General features: G+C 35.6%; 24 protein-coding genes and 3 pseudogenes. 21 read left to right on the forward strand and 6 right to left on the reverse strand.

Annotated elements, in window-relative coordinates; all coding sequences use genetic code 11:
- The 14 genes and pseudogenes from DR871_RS16075 to chrA form a co-directional block, all read left to right on the forward strand.
- Positions 1-414: pseudogene (locus tag DR871_RS16075) on the forward strand (PRTRC system protein B); the annotation flags it as partial.
- Positions 414-1,220, forward strand: a complete 807-nt coding sequence (locus DR871_RS16080) for a PRTRC system ThiF family protein (protein ID WP_113667220.1) — start codon at positions 414-416, stop codon at positions 1,218-1,220. The pseudogene DR871_RS16075 and the gene DR871_RS16080, both read left to right, overlap by 1 nt.
- A 335-nt stretch (positions 1,221-1,555) precedes the next feature.
- Entirely contained in the window at positions 1,556-1,885 is a 330-nt protein-coding gene (locus DR871_RS16085; RefSeq protein WP_113667221.1) for an ArsR/SmtB family transcription factor, read from the forward strand.
- Positions 1,886-1,970: 85 nt separating this feature from the next.
- Positions 1,971-2,444 (forward strand): DUF6428 family protein, encoded by a 474-nt coding sequence (locus DR871_RS16090; RefSeq protein ID WP_113667222.1) that lies wholly within the window; start codon positions 1,971-1,973, stop codon positions 2,442-2,444.
- 38 nt (positions 2,445-2,482) lie between these two features.
- Positions 2,483-3,097: an arsenate-mycothiol transferase ArsC gene (locus DR871_RS16095; protein ID WP_113667223.1), complete on the forward strand. Its 615-nt coding sequence runs from the start codon at positions 2,483-2,485 to the stop codon at positions 3,095-3,097.
- A 2-nt stretch (positions 3,098-3,099) separates the two neighbouring features.
- A complete protein-coding gene (arsB, locus tag DR871_RS16100) occupies positions 3,100-4,170 on the forward strand; it encodes an ACR3 family arsenite efflux transporter (protein ID WP_113667224.1) in 1,071 nt (356 codons plus the stop codon).
- Between the two features lie 27 nt (positions 4,171-4,197).
- Positions 4,198-4,932: a metallophosphoesterase family protein gene (locus tag DR871_RS16105; protein WP_113667225.1), complete on the forward strand. Its 735-nt coding sequence runs from the start codon at positions 4,198-4,200 to the stop codon at positions 4,930-4,932.
- 121 nt (positions 4,933-5,053) lie between these two features.
- Positions 5,054-5,680 (forward strand): class I SAM-dependent methyltransferase, encoded by a 627-nt coding sequence (locus tag DR871_RS16110; protein WP_113667226.1) that lies wholly within the window; start codon positions 5,054-5,056, stop codon positions 5,678-5,680.
- The gene (locus DR871_RS16115; RefSeq protein ID WP_113667227.1) at positions 5,677-6,477 is read left to right on the forward strand and encodes a helix-turn-helix domain-containing protein; all 801 of its coding nucleotides are present in this window, start codon (positions 5,677-5,679) and stop codon (positions 6,475-6,477) included. The genes DR871_RS16110 and DR871_RS16115 overlap by 4 nt, the downstream gene beginning before the upstream one ends.
- Positions 6,478-6,561: 84 nt before the next feature.
- Positions 6,562-7,035, forward strand: a complete 474-nt coding sequence (locus DR871_RS16120) for a hypothetical protein (RefSeq protein WP_113667247.1) — start codon at positions 6,562-6,564, stop codon at positions 7,033-7,035.
- Positions 7,035-7,613, forward strand: a complete 579-nt coding sequence (locus tag DR871_RS16125; RefSeq protein WP_242497137.1) for a phosphatase PAP2 family protein — start codon at positions 7,035-7,037, stop codon at positions 7,611-7,613. Before DR871_RS16120 ends, DR871_RS16125 begins: the two co-directional genes overlap by 1 nt.
- A 1-nt stretch (position 7,614) precedes the next feature.
- Complete coding sequence (locus DR871_RS16130; protein ID WP_113667228.1) at positions 7,615-8,052, forward strand: DoxX family protein; 438 nt, start codon at positions 7,615-7,617, stop codon at positions 8,050-8,052.
- A gap of 257 nt (positions 8,053-8,309) precedes the next feature.
- The gene (locus DR871_RS16135) at positions 8,310-9,968 is read left to right on the forward strand and encodes a metallophosphoesterase (RefSeq protein ID WP_165355355.1); all 1,659 of its coding nucleotides are present in this window, start codon (positions 8,310-8,312) and stop codon (positions 9,966-9,968) included.
- 5 nt (positions 9,969-9,973) lie between these two features.
- On the forward strand, positions 9,974-11,104 hold the full coding sequence (chrA, locus tag DR871_RS16140; protein ID WP_207209817.1) for a chromate efflux transporter: 1,131 nt from the start codon (positions 9,974-9,976) through the stop codon (positions 11,102-11,104).
- A gap of 153 nt (positions 11,105-11,257) precedes the next feature.
- Here chrA and DR871_RS16145 read toward each other — a convergent pair whose 3' ends face one another.
- Positions 11,258-12,334 (reverse strand): IS110 family RNA-guided transposase, encoded by a 1,077-nt coding sequence (locus tag DR871_RS16145; RefSeq protein WP_242497138.1) that lies wholly within the window; start codon positions 12,332-12,334, stop codon positions 11,258-11,260.
- A 281-nt stretch (positions 12,335-12,615) separates the two neighbouring features.
- Between DR871_RS16145 and DR871_RS16150 the strand changes: the two genes are divergently transcribed.
- Together DR871_RS16150 and DR871_RS16155 are read left to right on the forward strand one after the other, a co-directional pair.
- Positions 12,616-13,794, forward strand: coding sequence for a hypothetical protein (locus tag DR871_RS16150; RefSeq protein ID WP_113667231.1), 1,179 nt, complete (start codon positions 12,616-12,618; stop codon positions 13,792-13,794).
- Entirely contained in the window at positions 13,794-14,348 is a 555-nt protein-coding gene (locus DR871_RS16155) for a hypothetical protein (RefSeq protein WP_113667232.1), read from the forward strand. Before DR871_RS16150 ends, DR871_RS16155 begins: the two co-directional genes overlap by 1 nt.
- Before the next feature lie 109 nt (positions 14,349-14,457).
- On the opposite strand, the pseudogene DR871_RS16160 reads toward DR871_RS16155, so the two are convergent.
- Positions 14,458-14,688: pseudogene (locus DR871_RS16160) on the reverse strand (ATP-binding protein); the annotation flags it as partial.
- 67 nt (positions 14,689-14,755) lie between these two features.
- Here DR871_RS16160 and tnpA point away from each other — a divergent pair.
- The 3 genes from tnpA to DR871_RS16175 are packed head-to-tail and all read left to right on the forward strand — an operon-like array spanning position 14,756 to position 15,889.
- Positions 14,756-15,037 (forward strand): IS66 family insertion sequence element accessory protein TnpA, encoded by a 282-nt coding sequence (gene tnpA / locus DR871_RS16165; RefSeq protein ID WP_113667234.1) that lies wholly within the window; start codon positions 14,756-14,758, stop codon positions 15,035-15,037.
- Positions 15,037-15,372, forward strand: coding sequence for an IS66 family insertion sequence element accessory protein TnpB (gene tnpB, locus DR871_RS16170; RefSeq protein WP_113667235.1), 336 nt, complete (start codon positions 15,037-15,039; stop codon positions 15,370-15,372). The genes tnpA and tnpB overlap by 1 nt, the downstream gene beginning before the upstream one ends.
- A gap of 52 nt (positions 15,373-15,424) precedes the next feature.
- The gene (locus tag DR871_RS16175) at positions 15,425-15,889 is read left to right on the forward strand and encodes a transposase (RefSeq protein ID WP_242497140.1); all 465 of its coding nucleotides are present in this window, start codon (positions 15,425-15,427) and stop codon (positions 15,887-15,889) included.
- Between the two features lie 107 nt (positions 15,890-15,996).
- On the opposite strand, the gene istB is transcribed toward DR871_RS16175, so the two are convergent.
- Together istB and istA are read right to left on the reverse strand one after the other, a co-directional pair.
- Entirely contained in the window at positions 15,997-16,734 is a 738-nt protein-coding gene (istB, locus tag DR871_RS16180; RefSeq protein ID WP_113667236.1) for an IS21-like element helper ATPase IstB, read from the reverse strand.
- Between the two features lie 17 nt (positions 16,735-16,751).
- Positions 16,752-18,299: an IS21 family transposase gene (gene istA, locus DR871_RS16185; RefSeq protein ID WP_113667237.1), complete on the reverse strand. Its 1,548-nt coding sequence runs from the start codon at positions 18,297-18,299 to the stop codon at positions 16,752-16,754.
- A gap of 141 nt (positions 18,300-18,440) precedes the next feature.
- Here istA and DR871_RS16190 point away from each other — a divergent pair, with 141 nt between their 5' ends.
- Together DR871_RS16190 and DR871_RS16195 are read left to right on the forward strand one after the other, a co-directional pair.
- Positions 18,441-20,582 (forward strand): ATP-binding protein, encoded by a 2,142-nt coding sequence (locus DR871_RS16190; RefSeq protein ID WP_129752558.1) that lies wholly within the window; start codon positions 18,441-18,443, stop codon positions 20,580-20,582.
- A complete protein-coding gene (locus tag DR871_RS16195) occupies positions 20,579-21,727 on the forward strand; it encodes a Wadjet anti-phage system protein JetD domain-containing protein (protein ID WP_113667239.1) in 1,149 nt (382 codons plus the stop codon). The genes DR871_RS16190 and DR871_RS16195 overlap by 4 nt, the downstream gene beginning before the upstream one ends.
- Positions 21,728-21,815: 88 nt before the next feature.
- Here the strand turns inward: DR871_RS16195 and DR871_RS16200 are convergent, their stop codons facing one another.
- Both DR871_RS16200 and DR871_RS16670 read right to left on the reverse strand, forming a co-directional pair.
- Positions 21,816-26,072, reverse strand: a complete 4,257-nt coding sequence (locus DR871_RS16200) for an NACHT domain-containing protein (protein WP_129752559.1) — start codon at positions 26,070-26,072, stop codon at positions 21,816-21,818.
- A 45-nt stretch (positions 26,073-26,117) separates the two neighbouring features.
- Positions 26,118-26,210: pseudogene (locus tag DR871_RS16670) on the reverse strand (DUF1810 family protein); the annotation flags it as partial.
- Positions 26,211-26,279: the final 69 nt, after the last annotated feature.

The raw sequence follows: 26,279 nt of genomic DNA on the forward strand, positions 1-26,279 counted from the left end.
GAACAGCAATTGTATTTTGTAAACGGCTTGGGCATGCCCAACGGCAAAGCGTCTGTACCGTCAATGCTTTGGTATGCTAGTAAAAACAGCCTTGCCGTATTTGCTCTTACTACTGACAGAAGACCAAAAGAAAATACACCTTTGTATTTTGCTCCTTTCTTCAACATTTATGAAGATGGTAAAGTATGTATGGGAACTGTAAGTATAGACATTAAAAATTCCGCTTCCGTAGAGGAATTTACAACTGCTTGGGAAGACTACTTTTTCAATAGCTATTTCAGCCATTTATTAGGAAAACAAAATCCCATAAAAGGAAATTGCGTAAGCCTTTGGAAAAAGCTGATTGAAACAAGCGAAGCCTTTCCTAAAGATGTATTAAAAAAGAACAACAAAACCCTTAAAAATCTTTTGTGATGAATACCGAGAAACTAAAAGTACATTTTACAGACAATTATCTGATAAGCCCTACCAATCCCATTACAGTAAACCTAATCGGTGCAGGCGGTACAGGCTCAAAAGTTTTGACCGCTTTAATGGAAATGAACCATAGCTTAATTGAATTGGGACACGCAGGGTTAAGTGTCCGCTTATGGGATGATGATATTGTGACCAATGCTAATTTAGGAAGACAGCGTTTTGCAGAAAGTGAAACAGGGTTGTACAAGTCCGTTGCACTCATCAACCGTGCAAACCGCTTTTCAGGGACAAATTGGAAAGCCGAAACCGCAAAGTTTGAGAAGGACATTTTGGGCAGAATACCCGAAGAAGCACAGGCAACTATTTACATAACCTGCATGGACAATGTACAGGCGAGGTTTGGAGTTGCTGAAATACTGAAAGAAATATGCAACCGCAGACACCACAGGGACGAACCGAAATATTGGTTGGATTTTGGTAACAGCCAGTATACAGGACAAGTGTTACTATCTACCATAGGAAATATTCACCAACCCGATTCGGAGAAATACGAAACAGTGGCAAGCCTGCCAATGATTACGGAAGAATTTGGAGAATTGTTGAAGCAGTCCGAACAAAAGGACGACACACCAAGTTGCAGTTTAGCGGAAGCACTGGAGAAACAGGATTTGTTTATCAATTCCTCTTTAACCCAAATGGGTTGTTCGCTTTTATGGAGCTTATTTCGATACGGTATGACACCGTACAGAGGCTTTTTTCATAATCTGAAAGACTTTCGTACCCACCCCATAAAAGTCGCTTGATAACCGAAATCAGGCGGCAAAAAGACACTCCCTCCTATGGTCGGGACAGTCTTTTTGTGCCAAATCGGTGCAACCACTTTGCCAAAATGCATCCACTCAAGCGTCCTCACTTCACATTTTATCAAACAGGTTGCGTCCTATTTTCTAAGGGATATTCATTATCCCTTCCGTTATTTTAGGGGACTTCTTTTCTTTCCACATGGGCGACCAAAGAAAAGATTCTGTGTTATAATCCAAATTGTTTTAACCATTTTTATTAATTCTTTTAAAAATATAATTGTTTAATTCTTTTTTCTAAATTAATATCGTAATATTGCAATATAAAATAAAGCACTATGGGAATTACTAAAACAGACATGTATACAGATGATCAAAACAAGTTTGCATCACTTCTTAAAGTTTTAGGTCATCCTGCCAGAATTGCAATACTTCAATATATTATAAATCAGGAAAAATGTATCTGTAATGATTTAGTGGAGGAGTTAGGATTAGCACAGGCAACTATTTCGCAACATTTAAAAGAATTAAAAAGTATCGGAATCATTCAAGGTTCAATTGAAGGGAAGTCGGTTTGCTACTGCATTGAAGAGAAGGTATGGAATCAATTTCAAGAGGAATTTAATGCTTTTTTCAATCAAGCTGTTAAAGTAAACCAATGCTGTTAAAGACATTTTTTTACATTTAATTATCGTTATATTGCTATATAACATTATGTATTATCCATTTTATCATATTTAAAAATTAACTATTATGAAATTATCAGAAATCAAAGAAATCCTGCCAACATTAGACAATGTTGAATTTCAATTAGAGAACGGAACATTTGTTCCCGAACACTTCCATGTTACAGAAGTGGGACAGATTATTAAAAACTTTATTGACTGTGGCGGAGTAATCCGAAATGAAAAAGTTGTCAATTTTCAATTATGGAATGCTGACGATTATCAGCACCGTCTAAAACCGGGAAAATTATTGAGCATTATCAAATTGTCTGAGGAAAAACTAGGCATTGAAGATGCTGATATTGAAGTGGAATATCAGGACATTACCATAGGTAAATATGACTTGGAATTTAATGGTGAAAAATTCATTTTATTAAACAAACAGACAGCATGTCTGGCTCAGGATCAATGTGGAATCCCGTCCGATAAATCCACGGCAAACGTATCACAGCTAAATGTTGACAATACCAATTCATGTACACCTGGCGCAGGCTGCTGTTAATTTTTTAATATTAATAAACCATCATACCAATCAAGATAATGTTATATACTGAAATAGAGAATACTATTAAAACATTCGATTTTAAACAAATTTCTGAAGAGCGTAAAAGTGTTCTTCAGCCTCTGGTTGATTTTATTCAAAGTAAGGTAAATATCAGGCAGGAAATCAGATTGAACCTGATCTGCACACATAATTCCAGAAGAAGCCATTTGTCTCAGGTCTGGGCTCAGACTGCAGCAGCATACTATAATATAAAAAATGTTTCATGTTATTCGGGAGGTACTGAAGCTACTGCCTTATTCCCTATGGTAGCCGAAACTTTACAGTACTCTGGATTTAAAGTTAAAGCTATTTCAGAAGGCAAAAACCCCGTATATTCAATTAAGTTTTCTGCAAATGAACTTCCTGTTATCGGGTTTTCTAAAACCTATGATGATGATTTTAATCCTGAAAGTGAGTTTGCAGCTATAATGACCTGTTCTCAGGCGGATGGCGGATGCCCATTTATTGCAGGTGCCGAAAAGCGTATCCCTGTTACTTTTGAAGATCCAAAAGTATCTGATGGAACGCCACAGCAAAAGCAAATATATCAGGAACGCAGCCTGCAAATCGGAACTGAAATGTTTTATGTATTCTCAAAAATCAAACAATAAAAATGGCAGCAAATAACTGTGCACCTGCCTCAGGGCGAAAGAAATTAAGTTTTTTAGACAGATTTTTAACGCTGTGGATTTTTCTGGCGATGGCTCTTGGCGTAGCAATAGGCTATTTTATCCCCTCAAGCGGTAATTTCATCAATTCTTTTTCCAGCGGAACAACTAATATTCCTCTGGCTGTTGGGCTTATTCTAATGATGTATCCGCCTTTGGCAAAAGTGAAATACGAGCAGATGGGACAGGTTTTCAAAAACACTAAGATATTAGGGGCATCGCTATTTTTAAACTGGATTGTTGGGCCAATTTTAATGTTTTCACTGGCCTTACTTCTTTTAAATGGCTATCCGGAATATATGATCGGTGTCATTCTTATCGGCTTGGCACGCTGTATAGCCATGGTAGTAGTCTGGAATGACCTTGCAGATGGAAACAGGGAATATGCTGCCGGGCTTATTGCATTAAATAGTATCTTTCAAGTTCTGCTTTACAGCGTATACGCTTATATCTTTATAACTATTCTTCCTCCGTATTTTGGTTATGACGGATTTGAGGTAAATATCAGCATTGGTCAGATTGCAGAAAGTGTCGGGATATATTTGGGAATTCCTTTTGCACTTGGCATCATTAGCCGATATGCTCTTATTGCATTAAAAGGAACAGAATGGTTTGAAACTAAATATGTACCTTTTATTTCGCCTATTACACTCCTGTCATTACTTTTTACAATCATCGTTATGTTCAGCCTTAAAGGAGAACTGATTGTTCAAATTCCTATGGATGTTGTTCGAATTGCAATTCCTTTAGTGATTTACTTTACTTTAATGTTCATCATTAGTTTTTTTGTCGGCAAATATTTTGGGGCTGATTATTCAAAAGCAACGGCAATAGCCTTTACTGCTACAGGTAACAATTTTGAACTTGCCATTGCGGTAGCGATTGGCGTATTTGGGATCAACAGCGGTCAGGCATTTGCTGGCGTTATTGGTCCATTGGTAGAAGTCCCTGCACTCATTGCCTTAGTCAATGTAGCCTTTTGGTTTAGAAAAAAGTATTATTCAAAAAGTGTTTAACAGCTGATAATTTTCTTAACAGTAAATATGAGAATTGCAATACTTTCGGATATTCACGCTAATTTTCCGGCACTGGAACAAACCTTGGAGAGCATCGATGAACAGAAAATTGACGCTGTTTATTGTTTAGGTGATCTGGTAGGTTACAATATATGGCCAAATGCTGTGATAAATGAAATACGCAAAAGGCATATTCCTACCCTGGCCGGAAACCATGACGTTAAAGCTGTCGATATACATAATGATGGATCGAAAGATTCCGGGAGTTATGCATATCAAATTGTCGGCAAAGAACAAATCAGTTATCTTTCCGCTCTGCCAGCCCATATAAAATTGGAATATCAGACAGCTGATAAAAAAATAAAGATACTCATGGTACATGGCAGCCCGAATAGTAATACGGAGTATTTGCTTGAAGATAAAGACGAAAAGAAATTTACTGCTATTTTTCTTGACGCTGATGCTGATATAATTATATGCGGACATTCGCACAAACCATATCATCGTGTTTTGGAAAATCCCAATAAAAAAGGTCGCTATTTCCATGCTGTTAACGCAGGATCAGTGGGAAAGCCTAAAGATGGAAATCCGAAATGCTGTTATGCAGTAATTACTATTAATAAAAGCGCCGATTTCTCTAAAAAAGAAGGCATCAAGGTCGAGTTTATCAGAGTTCAATACGATATTGAAAAGGCAGCCCAAGCGATTGAACAAAGCGACCTGCCAGACAGTTATGCACACATGTTAAGGGAGGGGTATTAACTTAAAGATTTAAGTTATTTCCTATTGGCACTACAAGGGTAAGTTTATGAATGAAAGAGAGACAAGATAAAAAAAGTATAAGTTAAATTTGTATGTTATAAAGAATTAAAAATAGAAAGCGATGCCATTACAAGATAGAAAAAATCACTGGGAAAATATATACCAGACCAAATCATTGGAAGAGGTAAGCTGGTATCAGCCTACACCTGAAACTTCACTAGCGCTTATCAAAGAATTTGATCTGCCTAAAAGTGCAAAAATTATAGATATTGGTGCAGGAGACAGCTTTCTTGTTGACCATCTGCTTGATTTAGGCTTCGTAAATATTACCATTCTTGATATATCCGCTTCAGCTATTGAAAGAGCGAAACAAAGGCTGGGAAATAAATCTGCAAATATAAAATGGATTGTTGCAGATGCTTCGGATTTTCAACCAAAAGAGCAATACGACTTTTGGCACGACAGGGCTGCGTTTCATTTTCTGACAGCTGATAAAGAGATTGACAATTATATACAAACTGCTGCCAATGCAGTTTCCAAAAATGGAATTATGGTTATCGGTACTTTTTCAGAACAAGGTCCTAAAAAATGCAGTGGTATTGAGATCCAACAATATTCCGAAAGTACACTAGTAAGCCGTTTTCTGAAACACTTTGAAAAAATAGAATGTTTTACAATAGATCACAAGACTCCTTTTGACACAGTTCAGAATTTTGTGTTTTGCAGTTTTAAAAGAAAGAACGATTGAAAAAATCAATACAAATAAAGAATAAAATTGAAATGAAGGAACTGATAAAAGTTTCACCATTCAGAAAAGACATCCGCAAAACTGAACCGCATAAACACAATAGTTATTTTGAAATTATATATCTGTCGCAAGGAAGCGGTACGCATACTATTGATTATACACAATTCCCTATAATACCGCCAACTGTATTTTTTGTACGAAAAGAACAGGTACATCATTGGGATATTGACTCAGTACCTGAAGGTTATGTATTGCTCTTGAAAAAAGGATTTGTTGATAGATCACTGGATAGATCGCTGAAAAGAATCTTGTCTCAGGTAAGTGCATTGAGCTGCCTTCATCTGGAACAGAACAATTCCATATCAATATTATTTCAGTTGCTTATTGATGAAAAAGATTTCAGCGTGACAGAAGGGATACTAAAAGCATTATTGGCAAAAATCATTAGTATTCCTGCATCTTTTCCGGTCAATAAACATAAGACCAACAACACTATCTTGTTATTTAGGGAGCTTCTCAATGAGACAGATGATTTAAAAAATAATGTTGCTTACTATGCCGGGCAATTAAACACGACGCCCCAAAATCTAAATGCTATCTGTAGAAAAGAGCTTAATCAGCCAGCGGCAGATGTTATAGCAGAATACATGATTAGTGAGGCAAAAAGATTATTGCTGTATACTGATAATAATGTTTCAGAGGTAGCGTATACTTTAAACTTTAATGACACTTCTCACTTTATAAAATATTTCAAACGCCATACAGGTTCTACACCGCAGGTATTTCGCAGTCTTTAAGAGCTACCGTATTATTTTCAAATATACCACCATTATACAATTCATTGTATGAAGTTTGTAAGACAAACTAAAAACAGGGATGTCATGAGGTATTTTTTAATTCTGCTATCGTTAACGCTCTTTCCTGCCTGTAACCAAAAAACAGAAACAGTACAAGGCAAATGGATAAAAGGCACGGAACAGGAGAAACTGGAAATCATAGAAAATCAGTTTCGGGGTTTTGATAACACAATGGTCGAAACTGGCTATCGCTACCAGGAATTGTTTTGGGCGGGACAGGATGAAAATTGGGAATATGCGGATTATCAATTAGAGAAAATACAAAAAGCAATCGAAAATGGATTGGAGCGGAGACCTAAACGTTCGAAATCGGCAAAACATTTTCTGGATGTAACTCTTCCAGAAATGAAAAAAGCTCTTGCAAAAAGAGACACCGCTGTGTTCAACAGGAATTTTCAAGTGCTTACCAATAGCTGCATAAGTTGCCATGCAATGGAAAGAGTTCCATTTTTTACTGTAAAAACTCCAACAGAAAGACAATCACCAATAAGAAGATAATGATAGAGTATATAAAACAATTAGATATAGAAATCCTGCTTTGGCTAAATGGCAGCCATAGTGAGTTTTGGGATAATGTAATGTGGTTTGCTAGTGAAAAATACACATGGCTCCCTTTTTATGGATTTTTGTTATTGCTGTTGATATGGAAATATCGAAAAGATGCGATTTTTATGATATTGCTGATAGTTTTACTGATCACTATAAGTGACCAGTTAGCTTCAGGAATATTCAAGCCAATATTTGAAAGATTACGACCGAGCCACAACCCTGATTTAATAGATAAGCTTCACATAGTTAATAATTACAGAGGTGGAAAGTTTGGTTTCATATCATCCCATGCAGCCAATGTGTTTTCGTTGGCATTCTACCTGACGCTGGTAGCAAGGGACAAACTGAAATGGCTGCCTTTTGTTCTTATCCCCTGGGCAGCATTTGTCAGTCTAAGCAGGGTTTATCTTGGAGTGCATTATCCAGCAGATATTGTTGTTCCGGCCGTTCTGAGTATTCCTATTGCTTTGCTTGTGGCCCGAATTTACAATTTGTATAATCCGATTATAATAAAAAAGTTCGCTTAATATGTTCAAAAAAATCATTACTACCGACAACTCAAAAACCACAATTATAATCCGCTTGATTGTTGGTGCAGTTTTCTTTTCCGAAGGAGTTCAAAAATTTTTATTTCCAGCCATTCGTGGTGCTGGCCGCTTTGAAAAAATCGGTTTTCCATCAGCTGATTTTTTGGGAAGTTTTGTTGGTTTTTTCGAAATCCTATGTGGGATTTTACTTTTAGTGGGTCTGCTGACTCGTTTAGCCAGTATTCCGTTAATCATAATTATGCTTGTTGCTTTCACAACTACCAAAGCCGAAGTATTGGCAAATGATGGCTTCTGGGAATTACTTCACGGGAGCAGGACTGATTGGGCAATGCTTTTAGGAAGTGTATTTCTTTTGATAAAAGGAGCGGGACACTGGAGTATTGACAAAATAATATCGAGTGATAGAAATAGTCACTAATTATACTTTTAACAGAATTCAAATTTATTCGTAAATATATTTTTATGAAAACTACATATATACTTTCGTTGCTTTTTTTGTCAGTTTCCACATTTGCACAACAGACGGAAATCCCAGCTTCCTATTCCAATATTCATTATGATAAGGATAATCATCTGTATTTCGAAGAGAACGAGAAAAAATATTTTGCCACTGATGCAGAGACTCAATATAGCACTCAAAGGCTCTTGGGCAAACCAACTGGTACAAGTTCTGGCGTGATTCTGGACTTCGGAAATTTGAAAGGATCTGTTACCTATGGGTTAATACCTTATGGAAAAGCACCACATCCGCTTCCGGTATACCGTTTTACACAAGCACTCATAGAAGGAAAAGCTGAAATCAATATGGCAGACGCATTCAAATATCCATATGATTTTGTAGGTTGGAAAGAAAATGGATTTTTAACCCTTGGCTATAGGGTAACTGATAATAATGGGATGATTTTATTTGATGGAGTTGTTTCTCTAAGCGGAACAGGTCCTTTTGAAGTGCTGCCGGCAGTTTATGAAGGCCCATTTGTAAGTAACCTTACAGATACCAGTGTTGTGATTTGGTGTAAAACTACATTGCCTGTACAGGCCCAAGTAGAAATTGATGGCAGAATATATAAGGATAATGTTCCTAAAACGCATCATGAATGGCAAATAAATAGTTTAAAATCCAATCAAAAATACCAGTACAAAGTAACCTACGGTCTACTTTCCCAGTCGTACCATGTTACGACAGCACTAAAAAAAGGCAGCAGACAAAGTTTTATTTTCGGATATACCAGCGACAGCCGCCACGCAACGGGTGGTGGTGAAAGAAAAGCATATGGGGCAAATGCTTATATTATGAAAAAAATAGCTGCCCTTGCTTATAAAGAAAATGCCGCTTTTGTTCAGTTTACTGGCGACATGATTAATGGCTATCTTAGCAGTAAAGAAGAACAACACCTGCAATACACAAACTGGAAAAAATCCATTGAACCTTTTTGGCATTATATGCCATTTAATGTTGGTATGGGCAATCACGAAGCACTGGGATATGTCTTTGAAGATGAAAGCGGAAAAAACAAGGGTTTTATTGATAGATTTCCTTTTGAGACAGAGTCAGCAGAGACTGTTTTTGCAGAAGCATTTGTAAATCCTATTAGCGGGCTTATAAGTGAGGATGACAACAAGTATGACCCTGATAAAAAACGGATAGATTTTCCACCTTATGCAGAAAATGTTTTTTATTACACATATGGAAATACAGCCATGGTTGTACTCAATAGTAATTATTGGTACGCTCCTTCTTTAAGCAAAGAAACTGCAACAAGCGGTGGGCTGCACGGTTATATAATGGACAACCAACTTGATTGGTTAAGGGCAACCATTCAAAAGCTTGAAAATGACAAAGACATAGACCATATTTTTATTACTCAGCATACCCCTGCATTTCCTAACGGAGGGCACAGTAAGGACGATATGTGGTACAGTGGTGATAACACAAAGCGTCCGTGGATTGGTGGGAAACCAGTTGAAAAAGGAATTATTGAAAGAAGGGACGAATACTTAGATATTCTAATTAATGAAAGTAAAAAAACTGTTGCGATACTTACCGGTGATGAGCATAATTACAACTGGTTGAAATTAACACAAGAGGTTCCTATTTATCCCGCAGATTATCCTAGTAAAAAATTGAATGTATCTCGTTCAATCTATCAAATTAATAATGGTGCAGCAGGTGCGCCCTATTATGCACAAGAGGTATTGCCATGGAGCAAGTTTACCCAGTCTTTTAGTGTGGAAAATGCTTTGTGCCTTTTTTATGTAAACGGAAAGAGAATTACGATGAAAGTATATAATCCGGATACCTTGAATCTTATAGATGAACTTGAAGTAAAATAGTTGTAATGGAGGGGAAAATACCGATAAAAAAAATTGCTCAACTCTTTCTCAAACTGGGATTCATCGGTTTTGGAGGTCCGGCAGCACATATTGCAATGATGCAGCGGGAAGTTGTCGCCAAAAGAAAATGGTTGAGCGAACAGCATTTTTTAGATTTATTGGGAGCTACCAATCTTATTCCAGGACCCAATAGTACTGAAATGGCGATACACATTGGGTACGACAAAGGGGGTTGGAAAGGGCTGCTCGTTGCAGGCATGTGTTTTATTTTGCCGGCGGTTTTTATTACTGGTATTTTTGCTTGGCTGTACAGGCAATACGGACAATTACCCGAAATACAGCCGTTTATTTACGGTATAAAGCCAGCAATTATAGCCATCATTATCGGGGCAATTTTTCCATTAGCCAAAAAATCGATCAAGTCAATTGTATTAGCATTTATAGGCATCGCTGTATTGTTTCTGTCTTTACTGGGAATCAGCGAAATCTATTTAATGTTTGGCGCAGGCCTGTTCGCATTGGGTTTGTTTTATATTCAAAATTATAAAAACAGTACGCTGCAAAGTTTTGTTCCAGTTCTTTTTTTTCAAATTGCAAACGGGCACTTACTTTCAGAAACAAACGCCAGATTATTTTGGATATTTTTAAAAATAGGTGCTGTTCTCTACGGAAGCGGTTATGTTCTGTTCGCTTTTTTAGATACAGAATTGGTAGCAAACGGCTTACTTACCCGACAGCAATTGATGGATGCTATTGCAGTTGGGCAGTTCACGCCAGGACCTGTTTTTTCATCAGTTACATTTATTGGTTATCAAATCAATGGACTATCTGGTGCTGTTATTTCAACAATTGCTATTTTTCTTCCATCGTTTGTATTGGTGGCATTGCTTAAGCCTCTGATGAAAAAAATGCGAAATTCTAAGAGCCTGTCTGCTTCGCTGGATGCTGTAAATATAGCCTCTGTTGCCATTATTATTGCTGTTTGTTTTACAATGGGCAAAGAAACCATTATCGATTGGAAGACAATCAGCATAGCGCTGATTAGTGTAGTTGTCGTTTTTAAATTCAAAACAATCAACAGTGCATTTATTGTGTTGGGTGGCGCGCTCCTAGGCTATCTCTTATATCAATTTTAATCGTATCATTATGCTTTCAATATTGTTACATAGCAGGCTTTCATAGGTAAAAAAAGGCAATAGTATCTATAGATAATAGTAAATAAACTATTACCCTTTCCTAGTAATTTATGTGGAGTGATGACTTAACTATAAGTATTTCAACTCACATTTTTATATAACTATTTCTACGGTCGGCAAAATTTGATATGCATATTCCGGGTTATAAAAAGAATTGTTTTTCCAGAGGATAAAAGTCAATTCTAATATTTTTCTTTGGATGGCAACGATAGCTTTCATTTTAATGCCATGCCTTGAAACCAATCTTAAAAAGATATCTCTGAACCTTTCATCGGTTCTAATCGCAGCCAGTGCCGGAAAGTGCATGACTTTCCTTAAATTCCGATTACCTCGCTTGGATATACGGGGTTTGGATTTTACGGATGTCCCAGATGTCTTTTCTCTTACATCTAATCCCGCATAACTGACCAGTTGCCTTTTATTCTTTATGAGTTCGAAACCGTTGGTTTCAGCGATAATGGTCACGGCAGTCAAATTTCCAACTCCGGGTATAGAAGATATTATTTTCATCTTTTCTGCTAATACCTCATCTTTTTTGATGAGTTTAGCAATTTCTTCTCGTATCTCCTTTTCCTGCGTATCAATCAAGGCTATTCTTTTGTTTGTTCTTTTAACTGACTTTTCACTTGATGTTGCAGAGGTACGTTCAGCATGCAACTGATTTTTTAACATGGTACGTTCCTGTACCAACTGCTCACGTTCCCGACAAAGCTGCCTTAAATCATTGAATATTTTTAGAGGAGGGTGCCAAACTTCCAATTGCCTTTCCAAACCAAATCTTGCAATTGCTTGTGAAGCACTCTTGTCAGTAATCGTTCTTATATCAAGTGTTCTCACATAATTACTAATCTTGTTTGGTAAAACGATACTGACTTGTTTTTGAACACTGCATAGATAATAGGCTAACGATTCATGGTAAACCCCTGTTGCTTCCATTACGTAACGTACTTCCGTTGTGGTTAATGTTTGCTTATTAACCCACAATACAAGACTCGAAAACCCTTTTTTAGTATTGGGAAATACTTTGTAAGCATAAACTTCAACACTGATCTGCTCATCCATCCGACCAAGTGACACAACTAATTCCCTTTGCGCAACATCAATTCCGACTGTTTGTTTTAATAATACCTTCATTTTATTTGGTTTAGGTAAGTGATAACCTTTTTTCATCTTTTCTCCTGAGTGGATATACTGGCTATACAACCTCAAATAGGGATGTATTCCTTACATTCTGTTCAGATTCTAAAAGGTAAAAGAAGAGGAGGCAGTCTCTTTTCTTGAATATACCGTAAGGCTATTTAAAGCAAAATCTGCTCTCGCCCTTCTTCACTTAAATTATATTATACAAACATAGGAGAAGCAAAAGAACGCCGCTTTGGTTTATATTTGTCCTTACAATTTTAGTATGTTTGTTATTAGAAATTTGCAAACAGTTTTAATAAGGAAATTCAATGATTGAAATAATAATTCCTAAAAGTATCACACCGAGCAGAATTAACGATTTATATAGAAAATATATAAATCAACAAAATCTGAATGAAATAACTCTAATAATTCCAAATTCTATTAATAAATATACTTTTGGACTATTAGCTGATTTATTAAAATTTACTATTACCTTAAATAGTAGAACTCCTATTAAAACATTAAAAATTGATATTGAAAATGAGAATTTAGACTCTTTGTATGACCAAGAATATGCTTATCCAATAATTTCATTATTATGGAATACATCAAATTTTATTGATAAAAACAACTCAGATATTAAGACTATATTAAGAGATAAACAAAATGATTTCTTTATAAAAATGAACTCCCTATCAAGAATAAAGGGGAATAAATATCTACTAACTAATACTGATCATCTTTCAAAAAATAAAGGCTTAATAAGGCTATTGGAAAATCCTAAAGGATTTAATGATGATGAAGAACAAATAACCAATAGTATTAAGAAAATTTTCAACAATAATGTTTTAACCTTCAACAAAAATAATAAAATTGAAATTGAAAGCATTATTGAAGATATTGGAGCAATAGTTTATGAATTAGCAAAAAATACTTATGAATGGGGGAAAACAGATTCTAATCTGATTGATGTACCATCAAGTATTCGAGGTGTATACTTCCGCTTTCATATAAATAATAGTGATAAGCTAATTGAAGAATTTGAACATACACCCATACAACCTTTTTTTAAACATGCTTTCATTTTGGATAACTGTCTCAATGAACAAAATCAAATATACTATTTGGAAATTCTCGTTTTTGATTCTGGAATTGGATTTATAGATAGATTTCATCAAAAAAACAACTTAAGTGATTTGGAAATAATTAAAAAGTGTCTTGTAAAAAATCAAACTTCTTCGACTTCAAATCTTAAAACAAAAAAAGGTATTGGATTAGATAGAATATTAGGTATTCTAAATCAAAAGGGGTTCGTTCGTATATCTACTGACAAATACTCCGTTTATAGAGATCTAATTAAAGACAATTATGAGCCTATTGACATACAACAACTAGATAAATTAAAACTAGATGACTGGAATGATAACAATTTCAATAACGAAAATGTCATTAAATCTCAAGGTTCTTACATAAGTATATTATATCCTTTTAAAAGCAGTAACTAATGGGGAAGTTTTACATTTACAATTCAAATATTGAAGATAAAAAATATAAAAATGCTACCATTATTTTTAATCCTAGCATTGAGTTTGATTTTAATTCTTTAAAAAATATGTTATCGGAGCATTTTAGAGATTTTTATCAAACAAATGCTCTTGTCTTTATTCACTGTTCTACCAGCATATCTCCAGAAATGCTTATAAAAGATAATATTGACAAAATATTCAAAAGCATTCCAAAAGTAGAAGAGCACTATCTTATCGAAAATATTTTTTATGTATCTTATGAGAAATCAACTTTTAATTTTTCAAGGAAAGATAAGTTCTTAAAAGATAATTTTAAAGAAATAATTAATCAAGGTTTGGCAAATATTTTTATAAGAAATGGAGGTCTCGTAGAAAGCAATGGAGTTTCTCACCATTATGTCTTTCCATCGGGAAAACATTCGTCAAAATTTTTAAGAACTGCAAATGTACTGGTTAAGAAAAGTGAAATCGATTTTATTGTGCAAATTCCAGTGATATTGACCACCCAATTCCAATTTAAAGTGACCACCTGATTCCAATTCAAAATGACCATCCAATTCCGGAGCAAACTGACCACCCCAATTTTTCATTAAAAACTGCTCTTTTTCATCTGTTAATTAGTATTCAAATATACTTAAAATATTATCCTTTGTTTATGCCTCTTTTTTTTCTCATAGATTCCCCATGTAATTCGAGTCGGTGAGATTGATGTATAAGTCTATCCAAAATTGCATCAGCTATAGTTTTTTCGCCAATTATATCATACCAACCTTGCACTGGGATTTGTGATGTTACAATTATAGAACCATTATTATGCCTGTCTTCAATGATCTCCAAAAGGGTAATTCGGTTGTGACTATCCAATGCTTGTATCCGCCCGAGCAAGCACATATTTCATGAGCTGATGTAACACAGTAGTTTTGTCCAAAAGAATAATAAGATGGACAAAAAAGAATATATGTTATCTCAAGTGGAAGCTTGGAAACAAAGCGGTATTAGTCAACAAACATTTTGTGATAAATCCGGAATCAAATTAGGCACTTTTAGCTATTGGGTGCGAATAAGTAAACAGCAAGACGATTTAGCTGGTGGATTTATTGAGCTCGCCAATCCAAGTATTGATCTGAAGAGTCGGTATGAAATAGTCTATCCCAATGGTGTCATACTGAAAGTTCAGAACACCGATCTTAAAGAAATCTTCTCTTTAGTAAACCTGTATTAATGTTTAGCCTGAGCAGTTCTCATACTTTTTTGCTATATCCTCAAGTTTGCGATATGAGGAAAAGTTTTGACGGCTTGTGTGGTATTGTGACTAATGAACTAGGACGGGTAGCTCATAGTGGAGAAGTCTTTATTTTTGTTAATCGTAAAAAGAATCAGATCAAACTGCTTCATTGGGAAGCAGGTGGTTTTGTGCTATATCACAAGCGCTTAGAAGAAGGAACTTTTGCAATGGTTAATACTAATGATCTTCGAATTAGTTGGAGCGATTTAGTGTTAATGATAGAAGGAATTCATATTATAAAAAGCAGTAAAAAAAGGCGGTTTTCTATGTAGATTTCACCTGTAAATCCTTTGTAAATACTGGTGTTTTGCTTATATTTACGGCATGGAAATGAACTTAGAAAACTTATCAAAACAAGACCTTTTGGAACTTTTAAAAAAGCAATCCAAAGCTATTTCCAAGCACGAGAATGACCTCTTCAAAGAGAAAGAAAAAAGCACGGGTTTAGAATCGAAAGTAACGGGTTTAGAGACAAAAGTAGACGACTTACAGCGTTTAGTTGATTTACTTAGACGCATGCAGTTTGGACAGAAACGCGAGCGTTTTGAAGACCCTTCTCAAACTACTTTACCTTTAGATGTAGAACAAGATGTTCTAGAAGAACAAGAAGCAGTAATCAAACAAGAGATTACGTATTCCCGTGAAAAGAAAAAGCATCCAGGAAGAGCCAAGCTTCCAGATCATTTACCAGTAGAAGAAATAGAAATACATCCAGAGGGAGATTTATCAGATAAGGTGCAAATTCCAGTGATATTGACCACCCAATTCCAATTTAAAGTGAGCACCTGATTCCAATTCAAAATGACCACCCAATTCCGGGGCAAAATGACCACCCCATTTTTCATTAAAAACTACTCTTTTTCATCTGTTAATTAGTGTTCAAATATACTTAAATATTATCCTTTGTTTATCCCTCTTTTTTTTCTCATAGATTCTCCATGTAATTCGAGTCGATGAGATTGATGTATCAGCCTATCCAAAATTGCATCAGCTATGGTTTTTTCTCCAATGATGTCATACCAGCCTTGCACTGGGATTTGTGAGGTTACAATGATAGAACCGTTATTATGCCTGTCTTCAATGATCTCTAAAAGGGTAATTCGGTTACTGCTATCCAAAGCTTGGAGTCCAAAATCGTCTAATATAATAACATCTTGCCGTTCTATTTTGGCCAATTCTCTCAGGTAAGAACCATCTGCTTTGGCCATTTTTAATTTAGCAAACAGCTTCGAAGTATTAAAATAACTTACTTTAAAACCTTGGATACAGGCTTGATAACCTAATGCTGTGCCTAAATAACTTTTGCCTACACCAGTGCTTCCCGTTATTAAAATGTTTTCATTTTTTTCGACAAATTCACATTCTGCCAGACGCAGTATGGTATTTCGATCCAGATTACGGGTTTGGTCAAAATTGATACTTTCAATATTTGATTTGTAATGGAATCGGGCGTTGGTGATACTGCGGGCAATACGCCGATTGTGCCTTTCATCCCATTCGGCATCAATAAGCATCGATACAAACTGATCGAGCGTGTAATGGTCTGTTTTTCCGCTTTCAATGGCTGTTTTAAAAGCATTGTGCATGCCGTAAAGCTTCATTTGTTTCATTTTTGTTACTGTGGATTCATTCATGATTACTGTGTTTTAATTTAATTATAATACTGTTTTCCTCTTATGTTAGCGTGAATTGGAAGTTCCTGCTCAGGTTCTTGTTCAAATTCGATATGATCTAAGTTGTTTTCTAAAATATTTTGAATGGTCTTAAAATTGTAAATTTTAAAATCAAGTGCCCGCTTACAGGCATTTATTAATCGCTCTTTCCCTACCTTTTTCTCGAAGTTTAATATTCCCAAACAACTTTTATAAGCCTGTTCAGGATGGTTTCTACTTTCAATTATTTGCATAATATATTCTGCTACTGACTCGTCAATACTACTGGCCCAATCAATGAAGCGGGCAGCACTCCACTGAGCTACAAATTGATGCGTGCTAGCCATATGTTCCGGGATTGTGGTATAGATATAAGGTTTGTAATTCCTTGGATGGATGGCTATTCGATTGTATTTGTGATAGATCTCTACCGTTGATTTGGTATACAATAGTTTCGCTTTTTTCTTGACATATTGATACGGAACGCTATAGTAATTTTTGTCCTGACTTAATTGAACATGCCCATTTTGCATTACTGTTGCAAAGGATTGGTATTTGATTTCAAAACGTTCTTGTGGTAATGGACTTAGTTTTTGTTGTTCATCTTCTAAAAATAATTCTATCCGAGAGTACGGACGTCCTGTGAGTTTTCGACTGTTATGAGCATCCAATAAATCCCATATTTGCTGGTTTAATTCTTCCAGAGAAAAGAATTTAGTTTCTTTTAGATTTACATAAATCCTTCGATACAAGATCTTAACAGCTCCTTCAACCAATGATTTGTCTCGGGGTTTATAAGCCCTGGCAGGCAAGATTGTAGTTTGGTAATGTTCGGCTAAATCAGCCAAGGTTTCATTAATGGTGGGTTCAAAACGACTGCTTTTTATCACTGCAGATTTTAAATTATCCGGAACAATTGCCGCAGGAGTACCTTCAAAAAAACGCATAGCATTTTCTACCGATGTAACAAAATCTTCCTTTTGTTGGCTCATGGAAGCTTCGGCATAGGTGTATTGACTGGCTCCTAATATGGCTACAAAAAATTGTACTTCTTTAATTTCTCCCGTGTCTTTATCAATGATGGAGAGTGTTTTTCCAGCATAATCCACATACATTTTATCACCCGCTTTGTGATTCATGTGCATCACTGGATTGACTCGTTTGCTCCATATTTTATAATGATGTCCAAATTGCGAGCTTCGGTAACCATTAGGATTTAGGACAATATATTGCTCCCACATGTGCTGTATGGTAACGCCAACTTTTTTTAGTTCGCGTTCCATTTTAGGAAAAAAATCATAAAGAAGCTGCAGTTTGGGACTGATTGATTCCACGGTAGTGTGTGAAAACAAAAGTTCTAACTCGGCATCTGTTTTTTCGTTAATTACTTCAAAACTTAATCCTAGCACTTCAAATAAAGAAATATACTTCTTTACCGTATTTCTAGAAAGAGATAAGTACTTACTTATGAATAACTTACTTTTCCCGTTACAGTAGAATTTAATTGCTTTTCTAATTTTACTCATGTCTGTTATTTTATTTGCCATAATCCGTATTTTTTTAACGAATGTATGGTGCTAACAACATGAAAAAGTCAGTAGTTTTTAATGCTCAATTTTACCCCAAAATCAGGTGGTCAATTTGAACTGTAAAGTGGTGGTCAGTTTGCTCCGAAACTGGTGGTCAATTTGCACTGGAATAGGTTGGTCAATTTGACCGGTTTTTCCAGTTTGGTACTGCAAAGCGATGAAATTGTTGCTACGATTCAAGCACTTCAAAAAAACAAAAACAACATTTCAGGTAAGGAAGCAGAGATTCGAGAAAATATTATTGCTTATGTTGGAGCAACTAAAGAAGAAGTACCTTTCATAGGAGAGCTTATTAAGGTGCGAGAAGATGAAAAAGAATGGGAACTATCTATTGAAAAGATTTTGCACAATTTTGCTTTACGTTTAATTGTTCCCGACAAATACTATTCAAAAGTGAATGAGTATGTGAAAAAAACAAACCTTAATGGTAGAATAGTTTACCAACGGTATCGAGGCTTTACATCATTGGATAGCTTCACAGTAAAGAGTATTTCGCAAAATAGCTTAGTAAATAAAATCGAATTCAAAGAGAAAAACCTGTACACACCTTGGCTTGAGGATATTATAGCGAATCAATATAATTATTCTTGTGTAAATGATTTATCAGAATTCAATCGTTATGATGAGAGGGCAATCACAAAAGAAGGATTAGTCAAATTCGGAAAAGGAAAACACGAAAAAGACGACAGACCGCACATTTCAAAAAGAGAAAATTATGTTTTAGGCTGGGATAATAAGGAAAAAATCTCCAATCTGAAAAAGAACCTAATCGAAATTCAATCCTCGCAAGTAACGAATAAAAAAGACATAGCAAGTATATATGGCCTAATTAAAGAACTTGGAAATTTAAAGGATGATTGTTTTAGCATATTCTCTACCTACACCAAATATGATGACATTGATTGGCAAACTTATGCTAACCAAATTCAGGAAAAGGAAGATGCAAAGAAAAAATTGGAAGTTACAAATGACAGGGTTAAATCACTGCAAGAGCAACTGACAAAAGTTAGAGATGCATTAGCATTATTGACCGATGCAGACATTAAAAATAAAAACAAAGAAATATTTCAGTTAGAAGAAATTGTAATTAAAGAAATAATAAGAGACTTAGAGTTCAATAAAAAACTACTTGATTCAATCGGTACTAAAGATACTTCGGAATTTGAAATATTGAATTTAGAGTTATCAAACATTGATTTTGCAGATATAAAAGTCAAGCAGACGGAATTTCAAAAAAACAATGCATCTAAACTTAAAGAATTAGAAAATTCAAATGAAAGTAATGAACGAAAGGCAATTAAGTTGATTAGTGAATTTAAAAATCCACCAATTGAGATTACTGATAAATACAAGGATTGGCGTTCAGATGTCAACAGATTGCCTGATTCTAATAATATTGATTTGCTTGGAGAATATCAAACATTTTATCAAAAATTGATAGCTGACGATCTGCCCAGGTTTGAAAAGAAATTTAATGAATATTTACAGGATACCATTTTAAGGAAAATAGGTGATTTCAGAATGTTTTTTGAAAACTGGTCAGATTCCATCAAGGAAAATATTCGCCTATTAAATGAATCGCTGAAAGGAATTGATTTCAAAAATTCCCCAATTACATATATCCAACTTATTTCACAAAGAAGAAAAAATCAGTTAGTTGATGATTTTCGTGATTTGCTCTACAAGGCAATTCCAAATTTCAAAGAAATAGAAGCGACAATTGATGGGAAAAAAAATCACTTTTATACCAACATTGAACCATTAATTACCAAACTGGAAAATGAGAAATGGCGACAGGAGGTAATGGAAGTTCGTTCATGGTATAGCTACAAAGCAGAAGAATTTTACAAGGAAACTAATCAGAAATTCAAAACCTATGAAAATATGGGGCAGCTTTCTGGTGGTGAAAAGGCACAATTGACTTATACTATTTTGGGTTCTGCTATTGCTTATCAATTTGGACTTACAAAAGAAGGATTACAAACAAATTCCTTCCGATTTATTGCGATTGATGAAGCATTCAAGGCACAGGATGAAGACAAGGCCCGTTATCTTATTACTCTTTGTAAACAGCTCCATCTACAACTTTTAGTTGTAACTCCAAGTGACAATATTCACATTGTTGAAGATGCAATTTCATTTGTCCATTTTGTAGAAAGAAAAGATGAAAAATACTCTTGGCTTTATGATATGCCAATTGAGCAATTCAAAGAAGAACGAAATAATTTCATCAATAAATGATAAGTCCCAACGAAATAAAAACAAAGGCTGAAAGGAAATATTTTTCTTTTCTGCAATCAGTGGTTCAGGCAATTCCGTTCTCAAGAATTGTTATTCCGGGTGACAAAACTTATAGCAAAACATCAATTAGCGAATTTCATAACGAAATACTGGCATTAGCAAGCCAGTCAAAAGAAAAAAAAGGCTTTGGCTTTACAATAGAGTATCAAACAGTAAAGACAAAAACAATAGGAATGCAAAGCCTTCCAACAATTATTTACTTTGATTCAGAAAAGGACTTTTTAAAATTCTTAGGAAAGGAAAAGGAAGTTGATATTTTCGTTAATAACTGGCAATTGATCCACTCACATTTTCCTGAATTAAAGGATTGGATAATTAAAAATCCAACGAAAATAATTCAGAATCAAGGCAAATGGGAAAGCATATTAAAGGTTTGCAACTATTTCAAAAATTATCCTAAGCCAAATCTTTTTATAAGAGAACTGCCAGTGAATGTTCACACTAAGTTTGTTGAATCCAATCAAAGTATTATTACGGAAATGCTTGATATAATTATTCAAAATCATATAAACCTTAACGAAAGAGATTTTGAAAAACGCTTCAATTTAAAGTTTCGTGAACCACTGGTCAGGTTTAAGGTTTTGGACAAAAAAATAAGCCAGACTTATTTTTCAAACCTTGATGATATTGCTATCCCTGTCAGCCAATTTGTAAACCTTAGACTTCCTTTAAAACAGGTTCTTATAGTTGAAAATAAGACGACATTATATACAACATTAACATTGCCCAAAATGGATAAAACCATTGCAATCTTTGGACAAGGAAATGCAATTACAAATATTCAAGACGCCAAATGGTTAAACGACATAACTGTTCTTTACTGGGGTGACATTGATACTCATGGATTTGAAATTCTGTCCAGATTTAGAAAGCACTTCAGGCATACGAAAAGTGTTTTAATGGACAAGACAACATTTGAAAAATTCTTTGAAAATGATTCCGGTAAGCCTGCTACTGACACAACAACACTTAATCTGACAGAAAACGAAAATGAACTTTACAATCTCCTAAAAATAAACAATTGGAGACTTGAACAGGAAAAAATACCATTTGATTATGTTAACAGACACTTTTGCAATTGGTAAAGATCTTCTCGGTATTTAGCAATAATAATTGAGGCCTAATCATTTCGTAATTAATATCTCATTTAAGAACAGCTATTCTTTTAATACTTTACCTAGCTTTTAGAAATCCCAGCTTTCCATTTATTTCATGATTCTCTAATTTGTACAATCCTGATATTTGAAGTTGTCCCAAATACTCACCTTTTTTCCAATGCCAGTTGCCAAGTACTTGTTTTTCGCCCTTGACATTCCAGAGCAAGGCAAGGTCTTCCTTTTCCAGCCATTCGATCAACTTGTCTTTCCTTACTAGTAATCCAGTAAGGCTTTTATTATTAACAGAGGGATCAAAACAAACAAGCTCGTCATTGCCATCTACAAACTCTCCTTCATTCTTGGAAAATTTCATTTCAAGCCCTTCCTTAATTTTTTGAACAGGCTTGTGATAATAAATCGAATCGCTTTTAGAACAGTCGTATTCTTCCTCCCATAAAAAATATTCGCTGGTGCGGTGGAATTCTCCGATAAGCTTACTGTTTTTTCTGCTGTAGACTTCAATCCAATCCTCGCCACTATAATAGGGTTTATTATGAAACGCAAAAGCTGCAGACCAATAATATTCCCTGGAAAAAACATGTGTCATTGTTCTGATTTCCGGTAAGTCACTGCGGAAAAAATCACCTTTAAAGTTCTTTTCGATGTTTACAAGATCGCTCCGGCGGACAAGATAACTTGATATCCAATAAGAAAGTTTTTTTCGGGCACTTCCATATTTATCTTCGCCAAGGGTTTCCGGTTCCGTCCAACTTAAATCTATATCAAGCCATAGCCACTTCTTTCCATCAGAATCCGCAACTTCCAGTATATCTGATGGTACAGGCAAATTATCTGTCCCTATAAGCCAATCCTTTATTGGTGAAGCATATGAATTGAAATTAGTATTGAACCACCAATTGGGCGTGTATTTCTTATAACGTTCGGCCTTGGTTTCTTTGATTATCATAGTTGGGTCAATGTCTCTTACATTTGGGTACCACGGTCCATCGTATGGAAGTGTTTTCCCTTTTTCATCCCATTCGGATTCATCTAAAAGCTCACACTGGTCCGATACCCTTGCTAACAATTCATTAAACACGATCCATTGGTATTTTTTCCCCATCCGCTCGTTATGACCACCGTCTCTTCCTGATCCCTGTCTGCTGTCAAATTCACTAAATATTTTGGGATCATAGCCCAATTCGAAAATTCTCTCGACAGCATAATTGCTTAATCCATCATAATCTATTTTCCAATTGCTCAGAGCACTTTGGAATACATATCGACCGAAGTCACCGTAACCGCCAGTCTTTCTGCCGTACTCGGTAGTCATAGATCTAAATATTGCCGTAGAACCCCATTGACCTTTACCGTAGTGTCCTTCTTCACCATCGGGCTCAAACTTATCATCAATTTCTTTGTTGGAAGGAAATTTCACTGGAAGCCGCTGGCTTTTATACGGAGGCCTGACTTTAGTGATTTCGAAATCTAATTCTAAATGTTCGTGTAATGCAAATTCAATCACACCCCTGGCATAGTCCCGCAGCAAGATGTTGGGTATCACCATATCCTTGTTGAAAATGTTGTCATAGATATAGTTGCACAATTCCATCAACGACTGACTCTTTCCCGATCTTAATACGCATCCGTAGGCAACGGCATACAGTCTTTCAAATATATAGGAATCGTTGACATCTTTAAACTTCTCCAAAAGGCGAGGAATCAAATGCACACGATTTTCAAGTAAACAGATTAATGCTTTTGTCGTAGCGTCCCGAAGGTAACGATTGGGGCTACATAAAAACCATGCGAGAGTCGTGCAGGCTAACAACATTACGTTATCGGATACATGTGATTTAACGTCATCTTTCCAAGCCCAATCTATTAAACGGTTTACAGCATTTGTACTGCTGTTGTCGCCATATTTATCCTGAAGATAAATTGTCCAGGTTTCATCTCTATCTGCCATCGTAAAGCCACTTAAAAAGTTGTGCAAGCTTTCCGCATTAAAATAAAATTCCGGTTTCATTGATGCTGATATCACAGTACCTAAAAACCTATGGAATAATTCCTCATCGTGAGCGATGACATCATTCACAAAATCTTTAGCAGCATCGCCGATACTTTCAGGTTTTCGCCATATCAGGGAATTTAAAAAAGCATCCGCTATCTGATAAAATGATTTTGCATGTTCGGCGAGCTCAAATATTTCTCTTCCTGTCCTTTCAGGAAGCTGTATTGCGAAAGCCTCAATCAAGTTTTGATTTTTCCAGCACGCCACGTCGTCTTTGAGCAATTCATGAAGCTTGCCTTTTTCAAAGGAGTCTTTCGGGTTTTCCATATCCAAATGTTTATCCAAAAGCATTGAAACTGTAAGATGGTCCTGAAACCTTTGGTAGGCAAAATATATTACTTCAAACTGTTTACCATCATCCGACCATCTGAGATCTTTATTAAAAACACCTTCGGAAAGCAGTTTTTTTAAGAATGGCTCAGGCTTATAACAATTGCCTGAAAAAATGGAATCAATTGTCGTAGTGGCATTATCATAGGAAAGAAACTCCTGATCTGCATCGACCATCTGAGACAATACTGCACTGACTGCCTTGTGTACCAATTTTTTACTTTCATCATAATGCAGCTCGGTAGCCGCAGAAAGCTTAGTATTGATGCTGTCCAGGTAAAATTCTATTATGGAAGTAATGCCGTCCACACCGGCGGGTATTTGTGTTAATCCTTTTGCCTGGATTGATTTGCAGAACAATTTCAAGAATAGTGGATTGTGAAATTCAGGATTCAATATCGGTGTTCCTGGCTCGATGATACCGTAGAAATCGAAAAACCGTTTAGTTGCTTCATATTCATAGTTAGCAAATCCTTCGTGCTTGACTTTAAGAATGACAGATTCGTCAAATTGTGCATCAGGTGCCATTAATCGCTCATACGAAGAACGCAAACTCAGCACAAGGCCAAGCCACGGAAATGATTTCACCGAGTCTATGAATGACTTCAAACGATTAGGCCATATTGATACACCCTCTCCTTCGTTTATGGCATCTATAAAAATTACAGTTCTCGTTTGAGCACTTTCGGCCTGAGCATTAAGCGCACTTAAAAATACGAGCTCATCAATTCCGTTAATTCTTAACTGATTGCGCAGGATTTGTGTCCACGGCAAATCTCTATTAGAAAAATTTTCCCCAAGAAGGAAAAGGCTTTTCTGCTGTTTTTCACTTCTCGTTTTTACGACGTCAGCAAATAAGTGAGATTTTCCGATTCCAGCTTCTCCCACCAACAACAGGTAGGGATGGTTAGCAAGAAACACTGTGTCGCCTGTTAAAAAATCTTTGTAATCACCTATTGCAGAAATGAACTTTCCGACAGCATTAACTTCTGTTGCGAAGGGACGGGTGTAAGCGTGAGGTTCAGGTTTTTTTTCTTTTTCCGACCTCATGGCATAAAAATCTCTCAGTACTTTCTCTGTTGGATCGTATGCTGCTTCCAAACTTTCAATAATATTATCAAAACCCAAATTTGCTTGTCCGTCAAAATCTATTTCTTTATAATCCTCTTTTGCTTTATTGATAATTACATCTAATATTTCAAGGTTTTCTTTGATAATTGCATTGTCAGTAGTAATCCTGATGTCGCGGTACTTTTCTATAAACTCAGCATAGCGTTCATCTGATTGCTTTTTAAAATTTTCATCTCTGGCAATACCATCAAAAAGTTTGGCTATCGGCAATTCGACATTCAAATCTTTGGTATATCTTGCTCCCAAAGCGGTTGTGCTTTCCTGATTTTTATAGTTGAACCATGTATCAAGAAATTCCTCCTGATTGAACCAGAAATATTTTATTCCTTCATTTTCCTTTTTGGAAAGCCTTGTGATAAGTTCGGAACTGCCCCAAAAATCAAATGTAAGGTAGATACCTTTTGTTTTGGCATAATCAATCCATTCCTGGGTCTTTGACTTCCATTTATCCAGCATTGACTTTTTTCCTTTGACCTTGCCGTCCGGCATGTCGATAGGTATAGCTATACAGTATTTTTTAAGATTCAGATGATTATCAATAGCCGTAATGACCGACTTATCAATTTCTGTCCATTGGGTAGCCGAGAAACTTGTTGTAAAAAACTTTGCCTGCCACATGTGTAAATCGCCATTTTCTAAAATCCAGTAGCATTCTTTTCCAGCATCAGGTTTGCCCATCCTCCAAAATTTATCCTTACCGACTACGATTTCTCGTGAAGCCAGCTGGCATACCAATTCTTCAAAGCCATCATTGAGGCTGTTATTTAACGGACGTATATTGTTCCAGTTTATTGCCATTCCTAAATTTTATTAACGAAACATATTGTTTGCTCATCTCGGATATCATTTATAGTATCGGTTAAGAACTTCCTGAAATACTGGATTGATATTTTCAACTTCTGAAAACATGGTCATGCAGGACCTGAGTTTTATATCATTGGGATCTTTGGCTAGCGTCCTTAGTTATTAAATCTAATTCCTTAACTGATTCAGGGTAAGTCATTT

This window comes from Flavobacterium petrolei, from assembly GCF_003314435.2.
Classification (GTDB): Bacteria; Bacteroidota; Bacteroidia; order Flavobacteriales; family Flavobacteriaceae; genus Flavobacterium; species Flavobacterium petrolei.

Bases quoted from the DNA above. Each gene is read 5' to 3' on its own strand.
- istB (WP_113667236.1), bottom strand. From the start codon at position 16,734: ATGAATGAATCCACAGTAACAAAAATGAAACAAATGAAGCTTTACGGC.
- DR871_RS16155 (WP_113667232.1), top strand. From the start codon at position 13,794: ATGGGGAAGTTTTACATTTACAATTCAAATATTGAAGATAAAAAATAT.
- DR871_RS16125 (WP_242497137.1), top strand. From the start codon at position 7,035: ATGATAGAGTATATAAAACAATTAGATATAGAAATCCTGCTTTGGCTA.
- chrA (WP_207209817.1), top strand. From the start codon at position 9,974: ATGGAGGGGAAAATACCGATAAAAAAAATTGCTCAACTCTTTCTCAAA.
- DR871_RS16090 (WP_113667222.1), top strand. From the start codon at position 1,971: ATGAAATTATCAGAAATCAAAGAAATCCTGCCAACATTAGACAATGTT.
- DR871_RS16095 (WP_113667223.1), top strand. From the start codon at position 2,483: ATGTTATATACTGAAATAGAGAATACTATTAAAACATTCGATTTTAAA.
- istA (WP_113667237.1), bottom strand. From the start codon at position 18,299: ATGGCAAATAAAATAACAGACATGAGTAAAATTAGAAAAGCAATTAAA.
- DR871_RS16080 (WP_113667220.1), top strand. From the start codon at position 414: ATGAATACCGAGAAACTAAAAGTACATTTTACAGACAATTATCTGATA.
- tnpA (WP_113667234.1), top strand. From the start codon at position 14,756: ATGGACAAAAAAGAATATATGTTATCTCAAGTGGAAGCTTGGAAACAA.
- DR871_RS16175 (WP_242497140.1), top strand. From the start codon at position 15,425: ATGGAAATGAACTTAGAAAACTTATCAAAACAAGACCTTTTGGAACTT.
- DR871_RS16085 (WP_113667221.1), top strand. From the start codon at position 1,556: ATGGGAATTACTAAAACAGACATGTATACAGATGATCAAAACAAGTTT.
- DR871_RS16105 (WP_113667225.1), top strand. From the start codon at position 4,198: ATGAGAATTGCAATACTTTCGGATATTCACGCTAATTTTCCGGCACTG.
- DR871_RS16150 (WP_113667231.1), top strand. From the start codon at position 12,616: ATGATTGAAATAATAATTCCTAAAAGTATCACACCGAGCAGAATTAAC.
- DR871_RS16130 (WP_113667228.1), top strand. From the start codon at position 7,615: ATGTTCAAAAAAATCATTACTACCGACAACTCAAAAACCACAATTATA.
- DR871_RS16195 (WP_113667239.1), top strand. From the start codon at position 20,579: ATGATAAGTCCCAACGAAATAAAAACAAAGGCTGAAAGGAAATATTTT.
- tnpB (WP_113667235.1), top strand. From the start codon at position 15,037: ATGTTTAGCCTGAGCAGTTCTCATACTTTTTTGCTATATCCTCAAGTT.
- DR871_RS16110 (WP_113667226.1), top strand. From the start codon at position 5,054: ATGCCATTACAAGATAGAAAAAATCACTGGGAAAATATATACCAGACC.
- DR871_RS16120 (WP_113667247.1), top strand. From the start codon at position 6,562: ATGAGGTATTTTTTAATTCTGCTATCGTTAACGCTCTTTCCTGCCTGT.
- DR871_RS16200 (WP_129752559.1), bottom strand. From the start codon at position 26,072: ATGGCAATAAACTGGAACAATATACGTCCGTTAAATAACAGCCTCAAT.
- arsB (WP_113667224.1), top strand. From the start codon at position 3,100: ATGGCAGCAAATAACTGTGCACCTGCCTCAGGGCGAAAGAAATTAAGT.
- DR871_RS16145 (WP_242497138.1), bottom strand. From the start codon at position 12,334: ATGAAAAAAGGTTATCACTTACCTAAACCAAATAAAATGAAGGTATTA.